The sequence below is a fragment of the Streptomyces sp. NBC_01410 genome, assembly GCF_045040195.1.
Classification (GTDB): domain Bacteria; phylum Actinomycetota; class Actinomycetes; order Streptomycetales; family Streptomycetaceae; genus Streptomyces.
The window spans coordinates 7,504,612-7,520,517 of the sequence record NZ_CP109530.1 but is presented as its reverse complement, the minus strand read 5'-3'; the positions used below and the strand labels follow the sequence as shown (position 1 = coordinate 7,520,517).

The 15,906-nt window shown below is 72.2% G+C and carries 12 protein-coding genes; 9 read left to right on the top strand and 3 right to left on the bottom strand.

Going from position 1 to position 15,906, the window contains the following annotated elements; translation table 11 throughout:
• The first annotated feature begins 203 nt into the window (after nt 1–203).
• Nucleotides 204–1,118, top strand: a complete 915-nt coding sequence (locus OG741_RS34385; RefSeq protein ID WP_405604199.1) for a RimK family alpha-L-glutamate ligase — start codon at nt 204–206, stop codon at nt 1,116–1,118.
• A complete protein-coding gene (locus tag OG741_RS34380; RefSeq protein ID WP_405604197.1) occupies nt 1,115–1,981 on the top strand; it encodes a RimK family alpha-L-glutamate ligase in 867 nt (288 codons plus the stop codon). The genes OG741_RS34385 and OG741_RS34380 overlap by 4 nt, the downstream gene beginning before the upstream one ends.
• Here the strand turns inward: OG741_RS34380 and OG741_RS34375 are convergent.
• Complete coding sequence (locus OG741_RS34375) at nt 1,916–3,268, bottom strand: M64 family metallopeptidase (RefSeq protein ID WP_405604195.1); 1,353 nt, start codon at nt 3,266–3,268, stop codon at nt 1,916–1,918. The genes OG741_RS34380 and OG741_RS34375 overlap by 66 nt on opposite strands.
• A gap of 138 nt (nt 3,269–3,406) precedes the next feature.
• Here OG741_RS34375 and OG741_RS34370 point away from each other — a divergent pair, with 138 nt between their 5' ends.
• Entirely contained in the window at nt 3,407–4,738 is a 1,332-nt protein-coding gene (locus OG741_RS34370; protein ID WP_405604193.1) for a helix-turn-helix domain-containing protein, read from the top strand.
• Between the two features lie 10 nt (nt 4,739–4,748).
• Here OG741_RS34370 and OG741_RS34365 read toward each other — a convergent pair whose 3' ends face one another.
• Together OG741_RS34365 and OG741_RS34360 are read right to left on the bottom strand one after the other, a co-directional pair.
• Entirely contained in the window at nt 4,749–5,987 is a 1,239-nt protein-coding gene (locus OG741_RS34365; protein WP_405604191.1) for a PucR family transcriptional regulator, read from the bottom strand.
• A 30-nt stretch (nt 5,988–6,017) separates the two neighbouring features.
• A complete protein-coding gene (locus OG741_RS34360; RefSeq protein ID WP_324976191.1) occupies nt 6,018–6,182 on the bottom strand; it encodes a hypothetical protein in 165 nt (54 codons plus the stop codon).
• Nucleotides 6,183–6,349: 167 nt separating this feature from the next.
• Between OG741_RS34360 and OG741_RS34355 the strand changes: the two genes are divergently transcribed.
• The 6 genes from OG741_RS34355 to OG741_RS34330 all read left to right on the top strand — a co-directional run bounded on the left by OG741_RS34355 (nt 6,350) and on the right by OG741_RS34330 (nt 15,905).
• The gene (locus OG741_RS34355; protein ID WP_405604189.1) at nt 6,350–7,300 is read left to right on the top strand and encodes a DUF3068 domain-containing protein; all 951 of its coding nucleotides are present in this window, start codon (nt 6,350–6,352) and stop codon (nt 7,298–7,300) included.
• Nucleotides 7,301–7,472: 172 nt separating this feature from the next.
• Entirely contained in the window at nt 7,473–8,630 is a 1,158-nt protein-coding gene (locus OG741_RS34350) for a glycosyltransferase family 4 protein (RefSeq protein ID WP_405604187.1), read from the top strand.
• A 7-nt stretch (nt 8,631–8,637) separates the two neighbouring features.
• Complete coding sequence (locus OG741_RS34345) at nt 8,638–9,408, top strand: class I SAM-dependent methyltransferase (RefSeq protein ID WP_405604185.1); 771 nt, start codon at nt 8,638–8,640, stop codon at nt 9,406–9,408.
• Nucleotides 9,401–13,846 (top strand): alpha-(1->3)-arabinofuranosyltransferase family protein, encoded by a 4,446-nt coding sequence (locus OG741_RS34340; RefSeq protein WP_405604183.1) that lies wholly within the window; start codon nt 9,401–9,403, stop codon nt 13,844–13,846. The genes OG741_RS34345 and OG741_RS34340 overlap by 8 nt, the downstream gene beginning before the upstream one ends.
• The gene (locus OG741_RS34335) at nt 13,843–15,189 is read left to right on the top strand and encodes a condensation protein (protein WP_405604181.1); all 1,347 of its coding nucleotides are present in this window, start codon (nt 13,843–13,845) and stop codon (nt 15,187–15,189) included. Before OG741_RS34340 ends, OG741_RS34335 begins: the two co-directional genes overlap by 4 nt.
• Nucleotides 15,186–15,905, top strand: a complete 720-nt coding sequence (locus tag OG741_RS34330) for a class I SAM-dependent methyltransferase (RefSeq protein ID WP_405604179.1) — start codon at nt 15,186–15,188, stop codon at nt 15,903–15,905. Before OG741_RS34335 ends, OG741_RS34330 begins: the two co-directional genes overlap by 4 nt.
• The last annotated feature ends 1 nt before the right edge of the window (nt 15,906 follow it).

The window sequence follows — 15,906 nt, the reverse complement described above, 5'->3', positions numbered from 1 at the left end:
AGTCTCGTACTGGCATTCTCGCGACCGCCGCGGTTCTCTCCGCCCTCCAGGTCAACGCACCCGCGCCCGAGCGCGAGGACGCCGTCGAGGCGTGAAGCACCGGCGGACGCCGGGGAGATCACCTCACGACGTCCATGACATCCTGTGATGTCACAACTCGCCGGACGGGATCGGCGGACGTCCGGGGGTTACGGGGAAGGTCGATGAGGCTCTGCTTCCTGGTGGAGGAGCACTACCGGCACGACGGCATGCCGATCGAGGTGATCCGCAGGCTGACCTCCTGGGGACACCGGGTGGACGTGCTGCGGCCCGGCGGTTCCCTGCTGCGCATGACCGAGGTGGTGCAGGCCGGTACTCACGACGCGTGGGTTCTCAAGACGGTCTCCGGAGGCCCGGGGCTGACCCTGCTCGAAGCCGCGGCCTCGGCGGGGATGACGACCGTCAACGACGCCCGGGCGATACGGGGCGTACGGGACAAGGCGCTGGCCGCGGCGATCGGCCGCAGCCATGGGCTTCCGCTGCCGCCGACCTACGCGGCGGCGCGGCCCCAACTGCTGGCGGAGATACCGGCGTCGCAGTACCCGCTGGTGGTCAAGCCCGCCGACGGCAGCTCGGGACGGGCCGTGTACCTGGTCCCGTCGCCGGACCGGCTCGCCGCGATGGTCCCCGAACTGGCGGGGGAGGGCATGCTCATCGCCCAGCCGTATGTGACCAACTCGGGCATCGACGTCAAGGTGTACTGCGTCGGCGGCGAGCTGTACGCGACCGAGCGCCGCTCCCCGCTCCACCCGGACCGCTCGGTGCCGGAACGCCGTGTGCCGCTGTCGGCCGAGGTGGCCGCGATAGCCGCCAGGGTCGGGGCGGTCTACGGCCTCGATCTGTACGGCGTGGACGTGGTGCTGGGACCGGACGGCCCCGTGATCGTCGACGTCAACGACTTTCCGAGCTTCCGTCAGGTCCCCGACGCCGCGGCCCGGGTGGCACGAGCGGTGCTCGGGCTGGCCCGCACGGGCGGGTCCTCCGGGACGGCCGTGCTGCACTCGGCCCTTCCGCATCCCGTGCAACTCCCGGCTCAGGCTCAGGTGCAGGTTCCCGCGGCGGCGGGCGAGAGCGCATGAGGATCGGCCTGATCACGCCCGACCCCGGGCATCCGCTGCTGGCCGCCGCCACCGCCCTGCTCACGCCCCTGCATCAGGTGGAGACGCTGGATCCGAGAACGGTGGAGGAAGTCCCCGGGCCACTCGCCGACGTCTACCTGCTCAAGTCACGTACGCCACGCGCCCTGGCCCTCGCCCGCGATCTGGAGCGGCGCGGCGCCCCGGTGGTGAACTCGGCTGCGGCGACCGCGCTGTGCCAGGACCGTACGGCAATGGCGCACAAGGCCCTTCGGGCGGGACTCCCGTTCGCGGCCACCCGCACCTTCGCCACGCTCGCCCAACTGGCTTCCGGACCAGGGCTCCCCGGCCCGGTGGTGGTCAAGAGCCGCCACAGCCGACGGCACGACGTGGTGGCCCGTCTCGACAGCGACGTACAACTGCGGGAGCTGGCCGCCGCGCACCCCCTGGAGCCGGTCGTGGTCCAGGAGTTCGCACCGAACAGCGGCTGGGACCACAAACTGTGGGCGGTCGGAGACGGGCTCTTCGCCGCACTGCGCCGTTCCGAACTCCTCCCCGGGGGCCGGGGTCCCTCACTGCCGCTCGCTTGCGAAGACCTGCCGCCCGGCTGGCCGGCTTTGGTGCGCCGGGTCGGCGAGGTCTTGGAACTCGACGTCTACGGCGTGGACATCATCGAGACGGGGGACGGCGCCCCGCTGATCGTGGACATCAACGCCTTCCCCGGAGTCCGGGGCCAGTCCGGCGCTCCGGAAGCCCTGGTGGCACTGGCCCTGGACCGTCCAGAGGCGAGCCGCTCGACGTCAGAGGCGGATCGTCCAGCCGGTGGTGGACTTCAGCGTCCCGGCGATTTCCGGGTCGCGCACTGAAGCCGTACGGTCCTCGGCGGTGACCGACAGCGAGTGCGGGCGCCGGTCGATCAGCCGCGGGGCCAGCTCCGACACCCGTATCTGCTTACGGCCCTCGAAGAACCTCAACTCCCTGCCGTCCAGGTACCAGCGGATCCTGAGCTGATGCCCGTCCGCGCCTGCCAGCCGGGGTACGGCGATCTTCGCGGTGTTTCCCGCCCGGAGGGTGGCGGCGGTGGGAGTGACGGCGGTGACGACCCTGGCATGGCGGTAGAAGCCGGCGATCATCGCCTCGACACCGGGCAGGTTGAACGGCTTGCCGAGAGAACGCATCAAGGAGTTGTCGGTGGGCCGGTTCAGCCCCTTGACGTAGTAGCCCCCGCCTTCGTACGTGCCGACCGTACCGCCGTCGGGCGACTGTTCGCCGAGCCAGCGGTGCCACTTGGCGCCCTGCCCCGTCATGTCGTCGGCGGCCAGGGTGGAGATGTTGGGTTCGGTGGGCTCGGCCCCCGTGTACTCCTCGTAGCCCGGGTAACCGGGGTAGTAGTACTCGTCGGCGAGCTTGCCCAGCGAGTGGCCTGTCTCGTGGATGGCGACCTGTCCGGACTTGTCGTTGCCCGCCGATGCGGTCGAGATGCCCTCGTAGCCGAGGCTCGCGCTCGGCTCGTTGTAGCCTGCGCCGCCGTACTTGGCGCTGTTGGCGAGGACCAGCACCAGGTCGGCCTCCGGGGCCTTCGCCACATAGCCGTCGACCTTGTCCTGGTCGATGCAGAGCAGCCGCTCGATGTCGTCGCACCAGAAGTACGAGCCGAGGGCGGTGTCGCGGACCGTGTCAGCACCGGGGTCGCCGGAGACTCCGGACTGGTTCGACACGGCGTCGACCGCCCAGACGTTGAAGAGGCCCTGGTACGTCGTGTACGGCTCGACGGCCGCCACCTCGGCCCACTTCTCCTTGGCGTCAATGTGGAACTGCGCGATCTCGGCGGCGGTATAGCCGTCCCCGACGACGACGATGTCCAGCCGGTCGGCGGTGGAGCCGTTGTCCACCAGCTTGGTGACCTCGCCGTCGGCGGCCTCCTCGGCCGCCGAGAGCCGGGAGTCCGGCCGGCCTTGGCCCTCCTTCGGTACGTGCGTGTGGCCGGATCCGGCGGCTGCGCCGTGCTCCGGCCCGGGTATCTCGACCTCGACACCGCTCCTGCCCGGCGTCGGCGCATCGGCGGCCGCGCTGCCGGGTGCGGCCGCCAGAACGGCCGCGAGGACAGCGGCCGCGCCGGCCGCCGCCAGGGCACTGCCCCGTGCTGAACGCATGAAATCCTCCCCCTGTCAAGGAAGTTAAGTCGTCGATTAAGTACGGTGAACTGGCTGCTTAAATTAGGGGGCGCACAGGAGATGCGCAATGCCTACGACCCCTGAATACTGGGGAGTTCGGAAACCAGAGGGGGTCCCATGGACAAACCGGACGAGATCGGTCGCCGGGTGCAGCGGCTGCGTAACCAACGCGGGCTGACGCAACGGCAGTTGGCCGAACCCTCGTACACGCCCGCGTATGTCTCGACCTTGGAGTCCGGCAAGGTCCGGCCCTCCGAGACGGCGCTGCGTTTCCTCGCCGAACGGCTCGGCACGACGTACGAGGAACTGGCCACCGGACGGCCCGCCCATGTGGCCACCGAGCTGCGGCTCGCCCTCACCGACGCCCAGCAGCACCTCGCCACCGGCGCAGCCGACGAGGCCGCCGTCCTCTACCGCCGTCTGCTGACCGACGCGGAGCACCTCGACCTCGCTCCTGAGCAGGCCGAGGCGCTGCTCGGGCTCGGCGAATGCGCTCTGGAGACCGGCGAACTGGCTCATGCGGGACGGCACTTCGAGGCGGCGGAACGGCTCCTGGCCGGTGAGCCGCTGCCCCGCCGCGCCCGCGCGATCCGGGGCCGCGCCGTCGCGCACCTGCTCGCCGGGGAGCTGCGCTACGCCTGCTATCTCCTCGAGTCCACCATCGACGAGCTCGGCACCAGCGGCCTCGCCGACCCCGAGGCGCTGGTGCTCCTGTACGCCGCCGTCATCGGCCCGTACATGGACATGGGCGCCCACGCCCGCGCCGCACATGCCGCCGAACTCGCCCTGGCCCTGGCACCGCAGGTCAGCGATCCGGCGCTGGTGGCGGGCATGCACCGGCAGGTGGCCCGTACGTTCCTGGCCGAAGGACGCACCGCGGACGCCGACGCCTCGCTCGCCAAGGCCCAGACGATCTACCGCCAGCTGAGACTGCGGACCGACCTCGCGCACTGCCACTGGATGCGCGGTTACGTCCAGGCACAGAACGGCGAACTCGCCCTCGCCGAAAAGGAGCTGCGGACGGCCAGGGACATGCTGACCGCCAAGCGCGCCGTGCTCTACACCGCCCAGGTGGAGGTGGAACTCGCCGACGTACTGCGGCGGCTGGGGCGGCACGATGAGGCGGCCGGTCTGCTCTCGGCCCTCCTGGAACTCGGCGACCGGCACGGCGCGGTGCACGCCGGCGGCGCGCACCGGCTGCTCGGGCTGATCGCCGAGGAGCGGGGCGAGACCGAGGCCGCCGAGGAGCACTACGTCGTGGCGCTCGCCATGCTGGAGCGGAGCGGAGCCAGCGGTGACCTCGCCGATCTCTGCCGTCTGCTGGGCGACCTGCTGCGCCGCGCCGGCCGCACCGAGGCCGCTCTGGACGCGTACCGGACGGGGCTGGGACACCGGGCAGCCCCCGGCACCACGACCCTGGGACCGGCGCCGGCGGCTCCCTCGTTGTAGATCATCTGGTTCAACGGCGCCCGCGCAGGGGCTCACCGGCGTCCTGCGCCGTCCCCGCATCGCGCAGGCGTCGGGCCCGTAACACCAGCTCCAGCTTGAAACGCCGGTCCGGATCGTCCACCTCGTCGCCCAGCAGCGCACGGATCTGGCGTAGTCGGTAGCGCACGGTCTGCGGATGGACGCCGAGCCGATCCGCCACCTCGGGGGCGCCGCCGCGTGTCTCCAGCCAGGCCAGCAGCGTCTCGACGAGTCGCCTGCTGTGCGCCGGGCCGCACTGGTCGAGCGGTGCCAGGCAGCGCCGGGCCAGGTCCTCGATCAGCTCCTCCGGCGGGAGCAGGACCAGCGCCTCGGTGTGCTCCGTGCACTGGAGCACCTGGCCGGCCGGGAGCAGCCCGCGCTCCATCAGGCGTACGGCGGCGAAGGCCCAGTGCAGCGACTTGGCGGCCTCGGCGAGCGGAACCGGCGGCCCCATCGCGCCGGACCAGCCGGTCATCGCGCGCTCCAGGAGTTCGGGCCGCCCGGCTGCGTGCGGCTCGGGGACGACCATGCGCGGCTGTTCGTACTCCATGTCCAGCAGCACGTCCTGGCCCACGGCCGGGGCGACGGACTCCGGGGCGGGCCGCAGCAGTACTCCGACGGCGACCTGTTCGGGCAGCGGCCAGCCGATGCGCCCGGCGTGCTCGGCGAGGGCATCGGTGGGATCGGTGCGGTGCTCGCTGAGCAGCAGGCTGATCAGCCGCCGCTGCAGCCGCAGTCGTTCGCCCGCCTGGCGGGCCGCTGCTTCGACGTAGCCGCGTACGGACTGTGCGACGAGCCCGTCGAGATACTCGAAGCCCGACTCCACCAGCTCGTACATGGCCGGTGGCGGAATCTCGACCTGCTGCCCGATCTCGGCGAGGCGCCGCCACGCGAGCCGCACGCCGAGCCGGTAGATGGCCTGGAGCGAGTCCAGGCTGCGGCCCTGCAGCACCTCGCCGCGGCCGAACTCCTGGAAGACCTCCAACTGGCGTCCGTGCGACCGGTGTTCCTCCACCACGAGGTGACCCACGAAGTCCTCCAGCGCCTCGCGGATGCCGATCAGGGCCATGGGCTCGCCCGATTCGTCGACCACGAGCGGCAGGCCGGGGTACTCCTGGCGGATCTCGCCCAGGATGGCCTGGGCGAGCGCGGGCACCTCGGCCATGGCCAGGGCGGCGAATCTGCGTGCCCGCACGCGGGGGACGTCCCGCCAGGCCGTGCGCACGGGCATGGGTTCCCTCCCTCGCGCTGATGGACACCCCTACGGCTGCGGGGACGCTGTCGGCCGGCCCGTCTCGAAGGAGACGAGAGGCACATTGGGCTGCTCTGGTGTGGCGTTCAGGGCGGCGACGATGCCGAAGGCAGCCCCCACGGCGAGGGCGGCTGCGGCCATGGTGGTCAGCACGGCGGCGGTCAGTCTGTGCATGGTTCAGCGAGCCTCTCGGTCGGAAGGCACCCCGCCCCCGCGGCCACCGGCTCGGCGACTGCCCAGTCTGTGAGCGGCATTGACACTTCGTCAAGAGGGCGCCTACGGTCCCGGCCCGTACAGACGCGCACCGTTCCTGATTTCCCCCACCGTCCGGGAGTGCCCGAATGCGTCGTACCGCTTCGCCGTTGTCGCTGGTCCTGCTGGGCACCGGCGTCTTTCTGCTCGTACTGGCCCCGCTGCTTGCCTGGTACGTCGAGCCGCGCGCCGAACGCACCCCGACCGATGTCGATGTCACTACGGTGTTCACCGGCACCGGCGCCTATTTCGACACCGGGAGCCTCAGCCCCGTACAGGGGAAACCGATCACCATCACCCGGCGGGTGCTGGGCGATGTCGCGGCGAGCGAGCGCAGCGGGCGGGCGGTGTGGGACGTGTCCACAGCCATCGACACCCCGGACACGCTGGCATTCCGCGATCCGCGCAGGTCCTACCAGTGGACGCTGGAGCGCTGGGTGACCGACCGCCGGACCAACGCTCCGGTGCACTGCTGCGGGGAGACGCCGCAGTATCAGGGCGAGGCCTACCTCAAGTTCCCCTTCGACGTGCAGAGACGCGGATACCTCTGGTGGGACAACACGCTGGGAGCCACGGTCCGGCTGGAGTTCAAAGGCACCAAGAAGGTCGCGGGCTACGAGGGTTACCGCTTCACCGGCTCCGTGAAGGACACCCGGACGGGCACCCGCCAGGTACCGGGGCGGCTGGTCGGCCTGCCGAAGCAGGGCCAGGTGCATGCCGAGGAGTGGTACGCCAACCACGGCATCGAGCTGGTCGTCGACCGGCGGACCGGCCGCATCATGAACGCCAGGATCGCTCCGCGCAAGACGCTGCGGGCACCCGGTGGTGACGAGGCGAAGGTGGTTCTGCTGGACAGCGCCGGGCTGGAGTTCACGCCGGACACCCAGCGCGAGCAGGTGGCGCTGGCGAAGACCGACAGCGGCAGACTGCGGGCGGTGGGAGAACTCGTGCCGATCGGTGCGGGAGCGGCCGGGCTCGTCCTGGCGGCCGTGGGTGTCGTACTCGTCGTGCGCGGCCGGGAACGCCCGAATCCGCAGTAATGCGCACAATGTGATGGAGCGTCAGGCCCACAGCGGGCCAAATTTGTCACCACCGTGAGTAGCGGCGTCGAACAGGCGGGCGGACACTACCAACCCACCCCGCCCCGCCGACCGCTCTCGCGCACCCGACATTTCCCCACCGTCCCGCACCCCGAGGCGAGTTGGAGCTCGAATGCCCCAGCACGTACCCCCCACGTTGCGCGCGCCACTCCCCCACCGTCCGCGACTGTCCCCGCGGCACGACCCCGAGTCCGGCCCTGACCCGCATCCCCGCCGGATCGTCTTCCTCGCCCGACGCGACCTCGGCAACCCGGCCGCGGGCGGTTCCGAACTGCTCATCGACCGCATTGCCGACGGGCTCACCGCTCACGGCCACCAGGTCACGCTCCTGTGCGGCGGTCCCGCCGCCTACCGCGACTACCGCGTGGTCTCGGCGGGCGGCGACGCCGGGCACTTCCTGCGGGCCCGCCGCGCCTTCGAACGGCAGGTCGGTGACTGCGACCTGTTCGTCGAGGTGTGCAACGGCATGCCCTACCTCGCCCCGCTGTGGCACAGCGGACCGACGCTCTGCCTGGTCAACCATGTCCACACCGACATCTGGGGAGAGCGTTTCCCCGGCCCGGCCGCCAGGCTGGGCAGAAGGCTCGAACGCTGGGCACTGACCCGTGCCCACAGCGGCAACCTGCTGGTCGCCGTCTCCCCCTCGACCGCCGACGCGCTCCACGGCCTCGGTGTCCCGCGCGAGCGGATCCGGCTCGTCCACAACGGTGTCGAGGAGCCGGGACCGCTCGCCCCGACCTCCGCCGAGCCGCTGTTCCTCGCCGTGGGGCGCCTGGTCGAGTACAAGCGGATCGAGCTGCTGCTGCGCCTGTGGGAGAGGGTCAGACCGGTCACCGGCGGCCGGCTCGTCATCGTGGGTGACGGACCGGAACGGACCAGGCTGGAAGCTCTCGCCGGGCCCGGTGTGACCTTCGCGGGCCGGGTCACGGAGGCGGAGAAACACCGGCTGCTGTGCGCGGCCTGGGTGTTGCTGCACCCCTCGCTCGTCGAGGGCTGGGGGCTCGTGGTGACCGAGGCGGCGGCCCGGTACACCCCGGCCATCGGCTTCGACGTGCCAGGGCTCAGAGACTCGATCGAGGACGGCGTCACCGGTGTGCTCGCCCGCGGCGAGAGCTCGTTCGCCGCGGCCTGGTGCACGCTGGCGCTCAGCCCCGAGCGGCGTGAAGCGCTCGGCCGCGCGGCCGGGCAGCGGGCGGCGCAGTTCCGCTGGGGCGCCACGGTCCGTCAGTTCCGGGCGGCGGCCGCGGAGGCCGCGCTGCAGCGGAGGTGAGGCGGCCGTGAAGGACCCCTCCATCCGCAGGTCCCTGACGCTCTTCCGGGCTTTCATGGGCGAGCAGACCGACCCGGACCGGTGTTACAGCCTGCTCGCCCAGGACGCGGCCGACCAGCTGGAGCGGCAGATGCCGCTCAACGGCAGGATGGTCGTGGACGTGGGCGGCGGACGCGGCCACTTCACCGAGGAGTTCCGGCGACGCGGTGCGCAGAGCTACCTGTTCGAACCCGATCTGCGCGAACTGGGCGCGCGGGGAACCGTCCCCGCGGGCTCGGTGGTCGCCGACGGCTATCTGCTGCCCCTGGCCGACGGCGTCGCCGACATCTGCTTCTCCTCCAACGTCCTGGAACACGTCGCCGACCCGCAGACCTTCCTCAGCGAGCTGATCCGCGTCACCCGGCCGGGCGGGCTGATCTACGTCTCGTTCACCAACTGGCTCTCCCCCTGGGGCGGTCACGAGTGGGCGCCCTGGCACTACCTGGGCGCGGACCGCGCCCGCGCCCGCTATCTGCGGCGGACCGGGCGCCAGGCCAAGCACACCCTGGGCGAGAACCTCTTCGCGATCCACATCGGTCCGACCCTGCGCCAGGTGCGCGCCCGCGAGGACGTCTCGCTCGTCACGGCCCGCTCGCGGTACTGGCCGTTCCTCGCGCAGGCCGTCACCCGCGTCCCGGGCCTGCGCGAGATCGCCACCTGGAACCTGCTCCTCGTCCTTAGGCGCCGAACAGAAACGGCAGCAGCGATGACCAGCCCCCTGCGAGTCACCCGTGGCTGAGACGACGTTGACCCTCCCCCCGGGCAGGCCGGGCCGTCCCCGGCCCACCGCTCCCCCGCCGTCCCCGCCGCCCGCCGGCCGGCCGCGCCGCAGATCGTGGCTGCTCGCCTTCTGGGCGGCGGTCCTCGTCGCCTTCCTGTCCGTGTCACCGGGCAGGATGACCTTCGAGACCAAGCTCGGCGTGGTCGCCGACCCCTGGAAGTTCATCGGCGACCTCGGGGAGCTGTGGCAGAGCCGCGCCGGATTCGGCGGGCTCTCCAACCAGTACGCCGGATACGCCTTCCCGACCCTGCCGTACTACGCGCTCACCGACCTCGCGCACATCCCGGTGTGGCTGGCCGAACGGCTGTGGCTCTCGCTCATCGTGACCACCGCGTTCTGGGGTGCGCTGCGACTCGCAGAGCGCCTGGAGATCGGCAGCGCACGGTCCCGGCTGCTCGGCGCCGTCTGCTATGCGCTGTGGCCGACCTTCACGATCGTCGTCGGCTCCACCTCGGCGGCCGCGCTCCCCGGGGCGCTGCTTCCGTGGGTGCTGCTGCCGCTCACCGGCACCCGGACCACACCGCGGGTGGCCGCGGCCACGTCCGCGGTGCTGATCCCCTTCATGGGCGGCGTCAATGCGGCGTCGACGCTCGCCTCGCTGCTGCCCGTCGGGCTCTATCTGCTCAGCCGCCCCGCGGGTCCGCGCAAGCGGGCCCTGATCGCCTGGTGGACGCCCGGCGTCGTGCTCGCCACCGCCTGGTGGGTTGTCCCCCTGCTGCTTCTCGGCGTCTACGGCGAGGACTTCATGCCGTACGTCGAGCAGGCCGACACCACCACCGGGACGATGTCCGCGACCGAACTGCTGCGCGGAGCCGGCAACTGGGTCGCCTACCTCCACTTCGGCGAAGCCTGGCTGCCCGCGGGCTGGACCGTGGCGACCGCGACGGTCACCATCCTCTGCACGGCGTTCGCGGCCGCGCTCGGGCTCGCGGGTCTGGCCCGGCGCGATCTGCCCGAGCGCCGCTGGCTGCTGCTCACCGTGCTGGCCGTCGCACTGATCGCCCTGACCGGATACGCCGGGTCCTTCGGCGCCCCCTTCCACGAGGCGGTCAGGGACTGGCTGAACGGGCCGCTCAAGCCCTTCCGCAGCGTCTACAAGTTCCAGCCGGGGCTCGCCCTCGCGCTCGCCTTCGGACTGACGCACCTGGTGGCGACGGCGGGCGAGAGCCACGGGGCCCGGCCCTTCCCCGCGCGCCGCCATGCGCCGTTGATCGCCGCGCTGCTGGTCCTGCCCGGTCTGGCCTGGCCGTATGTGAACGGGACGATCCTGCAGCCCGGCGCCTTCAAGAAGCTGCCCAGCCAGTGGACGCAGGCCGCCGACTGGCTGGAGAAGAACTCCCCCGACAGCCGTGCCCTCGTCGTTCCCGCCACCGCCCACGGCCTCTACACCTGGGGCTCTCCCATCGACGAGCCCCTCGACGTACTGGCCGACTCCCCCTGGGCGCAGCGTGACTTCGTGCCCCTCGGTACGCCCGGCTCACGGCGGGCGATGGACGCGGTGGACCAGGCGCTCATGAGTGGCGGCGAAGTGCCGGGCCTGCGCGACTACTTGTCACGCGCCGGCCTCCACTTCGTCGTCGTACGCAACGACCTCGACCCGGACCAGCTCGGATACGTCCCGCCGGTCACCGTGAAGCGCACCCTGGAGGCCTCCGGTTATCGGCGGGTCACCGGTTTCGGCCCGCTGCTCACCGGCGGCCGCATCCCCCGCGACACACCCGTACAGGTCCAGGGCATCTTCCCGCGCATGCAGGCCGTCGAGGTCTACGAGCCGGCCGGCAATACCCTTCGGCCCGGACAGGTCGGCCTGCGGGCGGTCGCCGGCACCGCGGTGGTCAGCGGCGGCCCCGAAGCGCTGCTGCAACTGTCCGCCGATCCGAGTCTGCGGGGCAGGCCCACCGTGCTCACCGGCGACAATCACCCGGGCCTCGGTACGCCCGCGGCGCAGTACGTCGCGGACGGGCTGCGCCGCGCGGACACCCGCTTCGGACTGGTCAACAGCAACACCTCGTACACGTACACCGCGGACGAACGGAACCCCACCGGGAGCCTGCAGGATCCGGGCGAACGGCCGCGGCAGATCCTGCCGAACAGGGGCGCCGGGCACCAGACGACGGCCGTCCTGCGCGGCGCCGCCTCGGTGACCGCGTCCAGCAGCGGCAACTGGCTGTTCCACCTGCCGCAGTACGACCCGGTGAACGCCTTCGACGGCAACCCGGAGACGGCGTGGGCCGAGGGCAGCGCCGGGAACGCCGTGGGTCAGTGGCTGCGTATCGGCTTCTCCTCGCCCACCGACGTCCCCGCATCGCTTCAGCTCACTCCCCTGCCGGGCGACGGCATGCGGGCCGCCCCCACACTCGTACGGGTCGAGACCGACCAGGGCTCCGAGGACAGCCCGCTGGCTCCGAACGGCAACCCGCAGCCGGTCAAGGCGCCCGCGGGGCAGACCAATTGGCTGAAGATCACGGTCCTGGCGGCCCAGTCGCCCAAGGCCGGACTGGGCGGCGCGGGCTTCAGCGAGGTCGCGGTCCCCGGTGTCCAGGTGACCAGGCTGCTGCGGCTCCCCACCGACGCGGGCGGCACCGAGGCGGGCGCCGAGGTGTTCTCGCTGCATCGTGGCAGCGACCCGGGCGGCCTCTCGCCGGTCTCCGCCGAGGAGGGGCTGCACCGCCGGTTCGGCGTAGGCCGGGGCGGAGACTTCGCCGTCACGGCCAAGGCGCTGCCGGTGCCCGGCGAGGCGCTCGACCGGCTCATCACGGCCGCCGATCCGCGGCAGGGGCGACGGATCACGGCGACCGCGGACTCGACCAGCCGGCTCGACAACGGCCTCAGCCCGCGCAATCTCGTCGACGAGGATCTGACCACCGCATGGATCGCGGGCGACAGGCCGGTCATCCATCTGCGCTGGCCCGGCCGGAAGACCATCGACGCGATCGTCCTCGCCGCCGCGGGCGGGCTGTCCACCCGGCCCGAGCAGATACTGATCAGCACACCGAACGGCGGTGTGACGGCCGCGGTCGACGAGAACGGCCTGGCCCGCTTCGAGCCGATCACCACGGACCGGCTCGACATCACCGTCAGCCGGGCGGCACCGCTGACCGTGCACAACCCCGTTGCCGACAGCCGGATGCAGTTGCCGGTCGGCCTCAGCGAGGTCTACGTACCGGCACTCGCCGACCTGCGTACACCGCCGCCCGCCGCGGAGCTGAGGTTCTCGGTGCCGTGCGGCCAGGGTCCGCCCGTCGCCGTCGACGGCACGCTGCACGCGACGAGCGCGTCGGGAACGGTGCGCGATCTGACCGAGCGCAGGCCCGTCGATGTGAAGCTCTGCCGGACTGAGCAGGGCACTCTTCCGCTGGGCCGCGGGCTGCACCAGGTGGAGGCGGGCGACGAGGGTCCCCTCGCGCTCACCGACATCACACTGGCCCGCGGCGAGCTGCGGCCACCCGCCGTCAGCGACCAGCGGGAGGCGTCCGCGGTCGACTGGCGCGGCGACCGGCGGTCCGTGACCGTCGGCGCGGGCGAGGCCGCATACCTCCAGATGTACGAGAACGCCAACGACGGGTGGAAAGCCACCCTGAACGGCAAGACACTGATCCCGTTGCGTATCGACGGCTGGCAGCAGGCCTGGCTGATCCCCGCGGGCGCGGGCGGCACGGTCGAGCTGGAGTACGAGCCCGTGCTGCTCTACGACATCGGGATGATCGGCGGCGCGGTGGCGGTGGCGCTGCTGGCGGCTCTCGCACTCGTACGCCGCCGGAGCGCCACCCCGGCCGCCGCGGCGATGACCCCGCCGGAGCCCGGGTGGGTGCTGGGCTTCGTCGCGCTGACCCTTGTGGTCGCGGTCGTCGCGGGTCCCTTCGCGCTGATCGTCCCCGCGCTGGCGGTGGTTGCCCGTCTGCGGCACTCCCTGCTGGTGCCGATCGCCCTGGTGGCGATGGCGGGCGCCGGGATCGCGGCGGCGACGCAGGCGGGCGATCCGGTCTCGGCCGGGCGGGGCGCGTTCGGTCCGGCGGCCCAACTCCTGGCGCTCATCGCGCTGTGCGCGGCGGTGGTCACCGTGGACCGGCGCACGCGCGACAGCACATCGGGCGCGGTGGATCCGGATCCGCCGCCCCTGCCGCAGCGGGTGCGCACGGCGAACGGCCCTGCCCACCTCTATCCGGGCCCCGTGCCCCGCCCCGATCCGCCCGGCAGCGCACCGATCGACCTAGGTCCTGTCCGGTCGATCAGGCCGGATCAGGGAGCGGGGTCTGGCGTGGTGCATCGCAAGGCGGAGGAAGGAGCCGACGCGGAGCGTCGGCGACTGACGACAACGCAGCGAGGTGCCGTGCCAGGGCACGCGAGCCCGGCAAGACCGGCCGGACAGGACCTAAGGGAGGCTCCGCCGCGATGACCGCTCTGCAACCCGCGCGCCCGGGGCCGCCTGCCGAGCCCGCTGCTTCGGGCCGGATTCCGTTTCCGGTCGTCGACGAGATCTCCCGGCACTGTGTGCGCGAGGACGAGCCCGAGACCGTACACATCGAGGTGCACCTGCCCCGGCAGCCGGATCCGGAGCGGCTTCGGGCCGCGTTCGGCGAGGCCTTGCGCAGGCACCCGCGGATTCTGGTCCGCGAGGCACCCCGCCGCTGGTACCGGCGTCGCTACGAATGGGAGCTGACCGGCACTCCGGACGTGGATCCGACCCGCTTCCCGGAGCCGGGGCCCGGCGCGCTGGAGCGGGCCAGGGCCAGAGCGCTGGCCGAGGCTCCGCCGCTGTCCGTTTCCCCGCCCGTCCGGCTGGAGGTGGTCGGACCGTCGCCGGCGGGTGGCTCATATGTCCTGCTGCTGACGCTCAATCACACCGCCCTGGACGGGCCGGCGTGTCTGCGGGTGCTGGCCACCGCCGCCGAGTTGTACGGCGGCGCCCTCGCTCCCGTACGCACTACCGTCGCAGCGCCCGGGCGGCCCGGGCCGCCGCCCGCCCGCACCGGCGGCGGCGCTGCACGGCCCGCTCGTGTCGCACCAGCGGCCGACGTCCGGGGACGCTGCGGCAACGGACTTCTGCTGGCCGATCTGCCGGTGCCGCGCCGGCCGGCCGGAGCCGGCTACACCGTCAACGATCAACTCCTCGTCGCCACCTGCCTGATGATCGCCCGCTGGAACCGGCTGCACGATGTCCCGCCGCGCCCCATGCGTATCACCATGCCCATCGACGAACGGCCCCGCGGCGCCGAGATGCCCATCGGCAACGGCACGCGTCTCGTCGAGGTCGGATTCGCGGCGCGGGAGTACGCGCGCGAGCCCGGCCCCGAGGCTCTTGCCGCGCTGCTGCACCGCACCGCGGAACGCACCCGCGCCCTCAAGTCGGCGCCCCGCCCTCAACTCGGCCATGCCGCCGCCCTCCTCACCGCACCCGCAGTGCCCGTCGGGATTCGGGCCGCGCTGACCCGTGGCGCGCGGCGGGCTGCCGCACCCTGGACCTCGACGACTCTGCTCAGCAACATCGGGCGCATCCCGTATCCACTGGACTTCGCGGAGGCGGGCCGCGCCGAAGCCGTCTGGTTCTCGGCTCCCGCCTCGATGCCGCGCGGACTGACCGTGACCACCGCCAGCACCGGCGGACGGCTGCATCTGGCACTGCGCTGGTCGCGCGCGCTCCTCGACGACGCGGCGGGCAGGCGACTGTGCGACTTCTTCACGGAGTATCTGGCGGCCATGACGGACCTGCCGGCCGATTCAGGAGGTGACGGGCCGTGACGGGAACTCTCCCGGCGGGACTGCGCGAGTTCTACGAGAACCCGGCCGTCCCCGTCGCCTCCGGGGACGAGCGCAGCCGCCGGCAGGCGGTGATGCTGGCCCGGGTGCTGCCCGCCGAGCCCTGCGTCGTCGTGGACGTCGGCTGCGGTGACGGCTCCGCGGCCGCCATCGCGGGTCCGCTGCTCGGCGATCACAGGATCGTCGGTATCGACTGGTCCCAGGACGCGCTGCGCCGGGCCGCCACCCGGATGAACGATGTCGTGCGGGGTGAACTGACGGCGGGCGGACTGCCGTTGGGCGACGCGACCGCCGACGCCGTGCTCTTCAGCGAGGTCATCGAGCATCTGGTGGATCCCGACAGCGCCCTGGACGAACTGCGCCGCATCCTCAAACCGGGCGGCCATCTGATGCTCTCCACCCCGAACCTGGCCGCCTGGTACAACCGGGTGCTGCTGGCCCTCGGGGTGCAGCCCGTGTTCTCCGAGGTCAGCCTGCGCGGCATCCACGGCCGCCCGGGTTCCCAAGTGGTGGGCCATCTACGCCTGTTCACGGCCCGTGCGCTGCGGGAATTCCTGAGCGCCGCGGGCTTCGAGGTGGTCACCCTGGCCGGCGCGCCCTTCCACGGTGTGCCGCGCCCCCTGCGCCCGGTGGACCGTGCCGCCTGTGCCGCGCCGTCTTTGGCCTCCATCCTCCTGGTGCACGCCAGGCGGGTGTAGC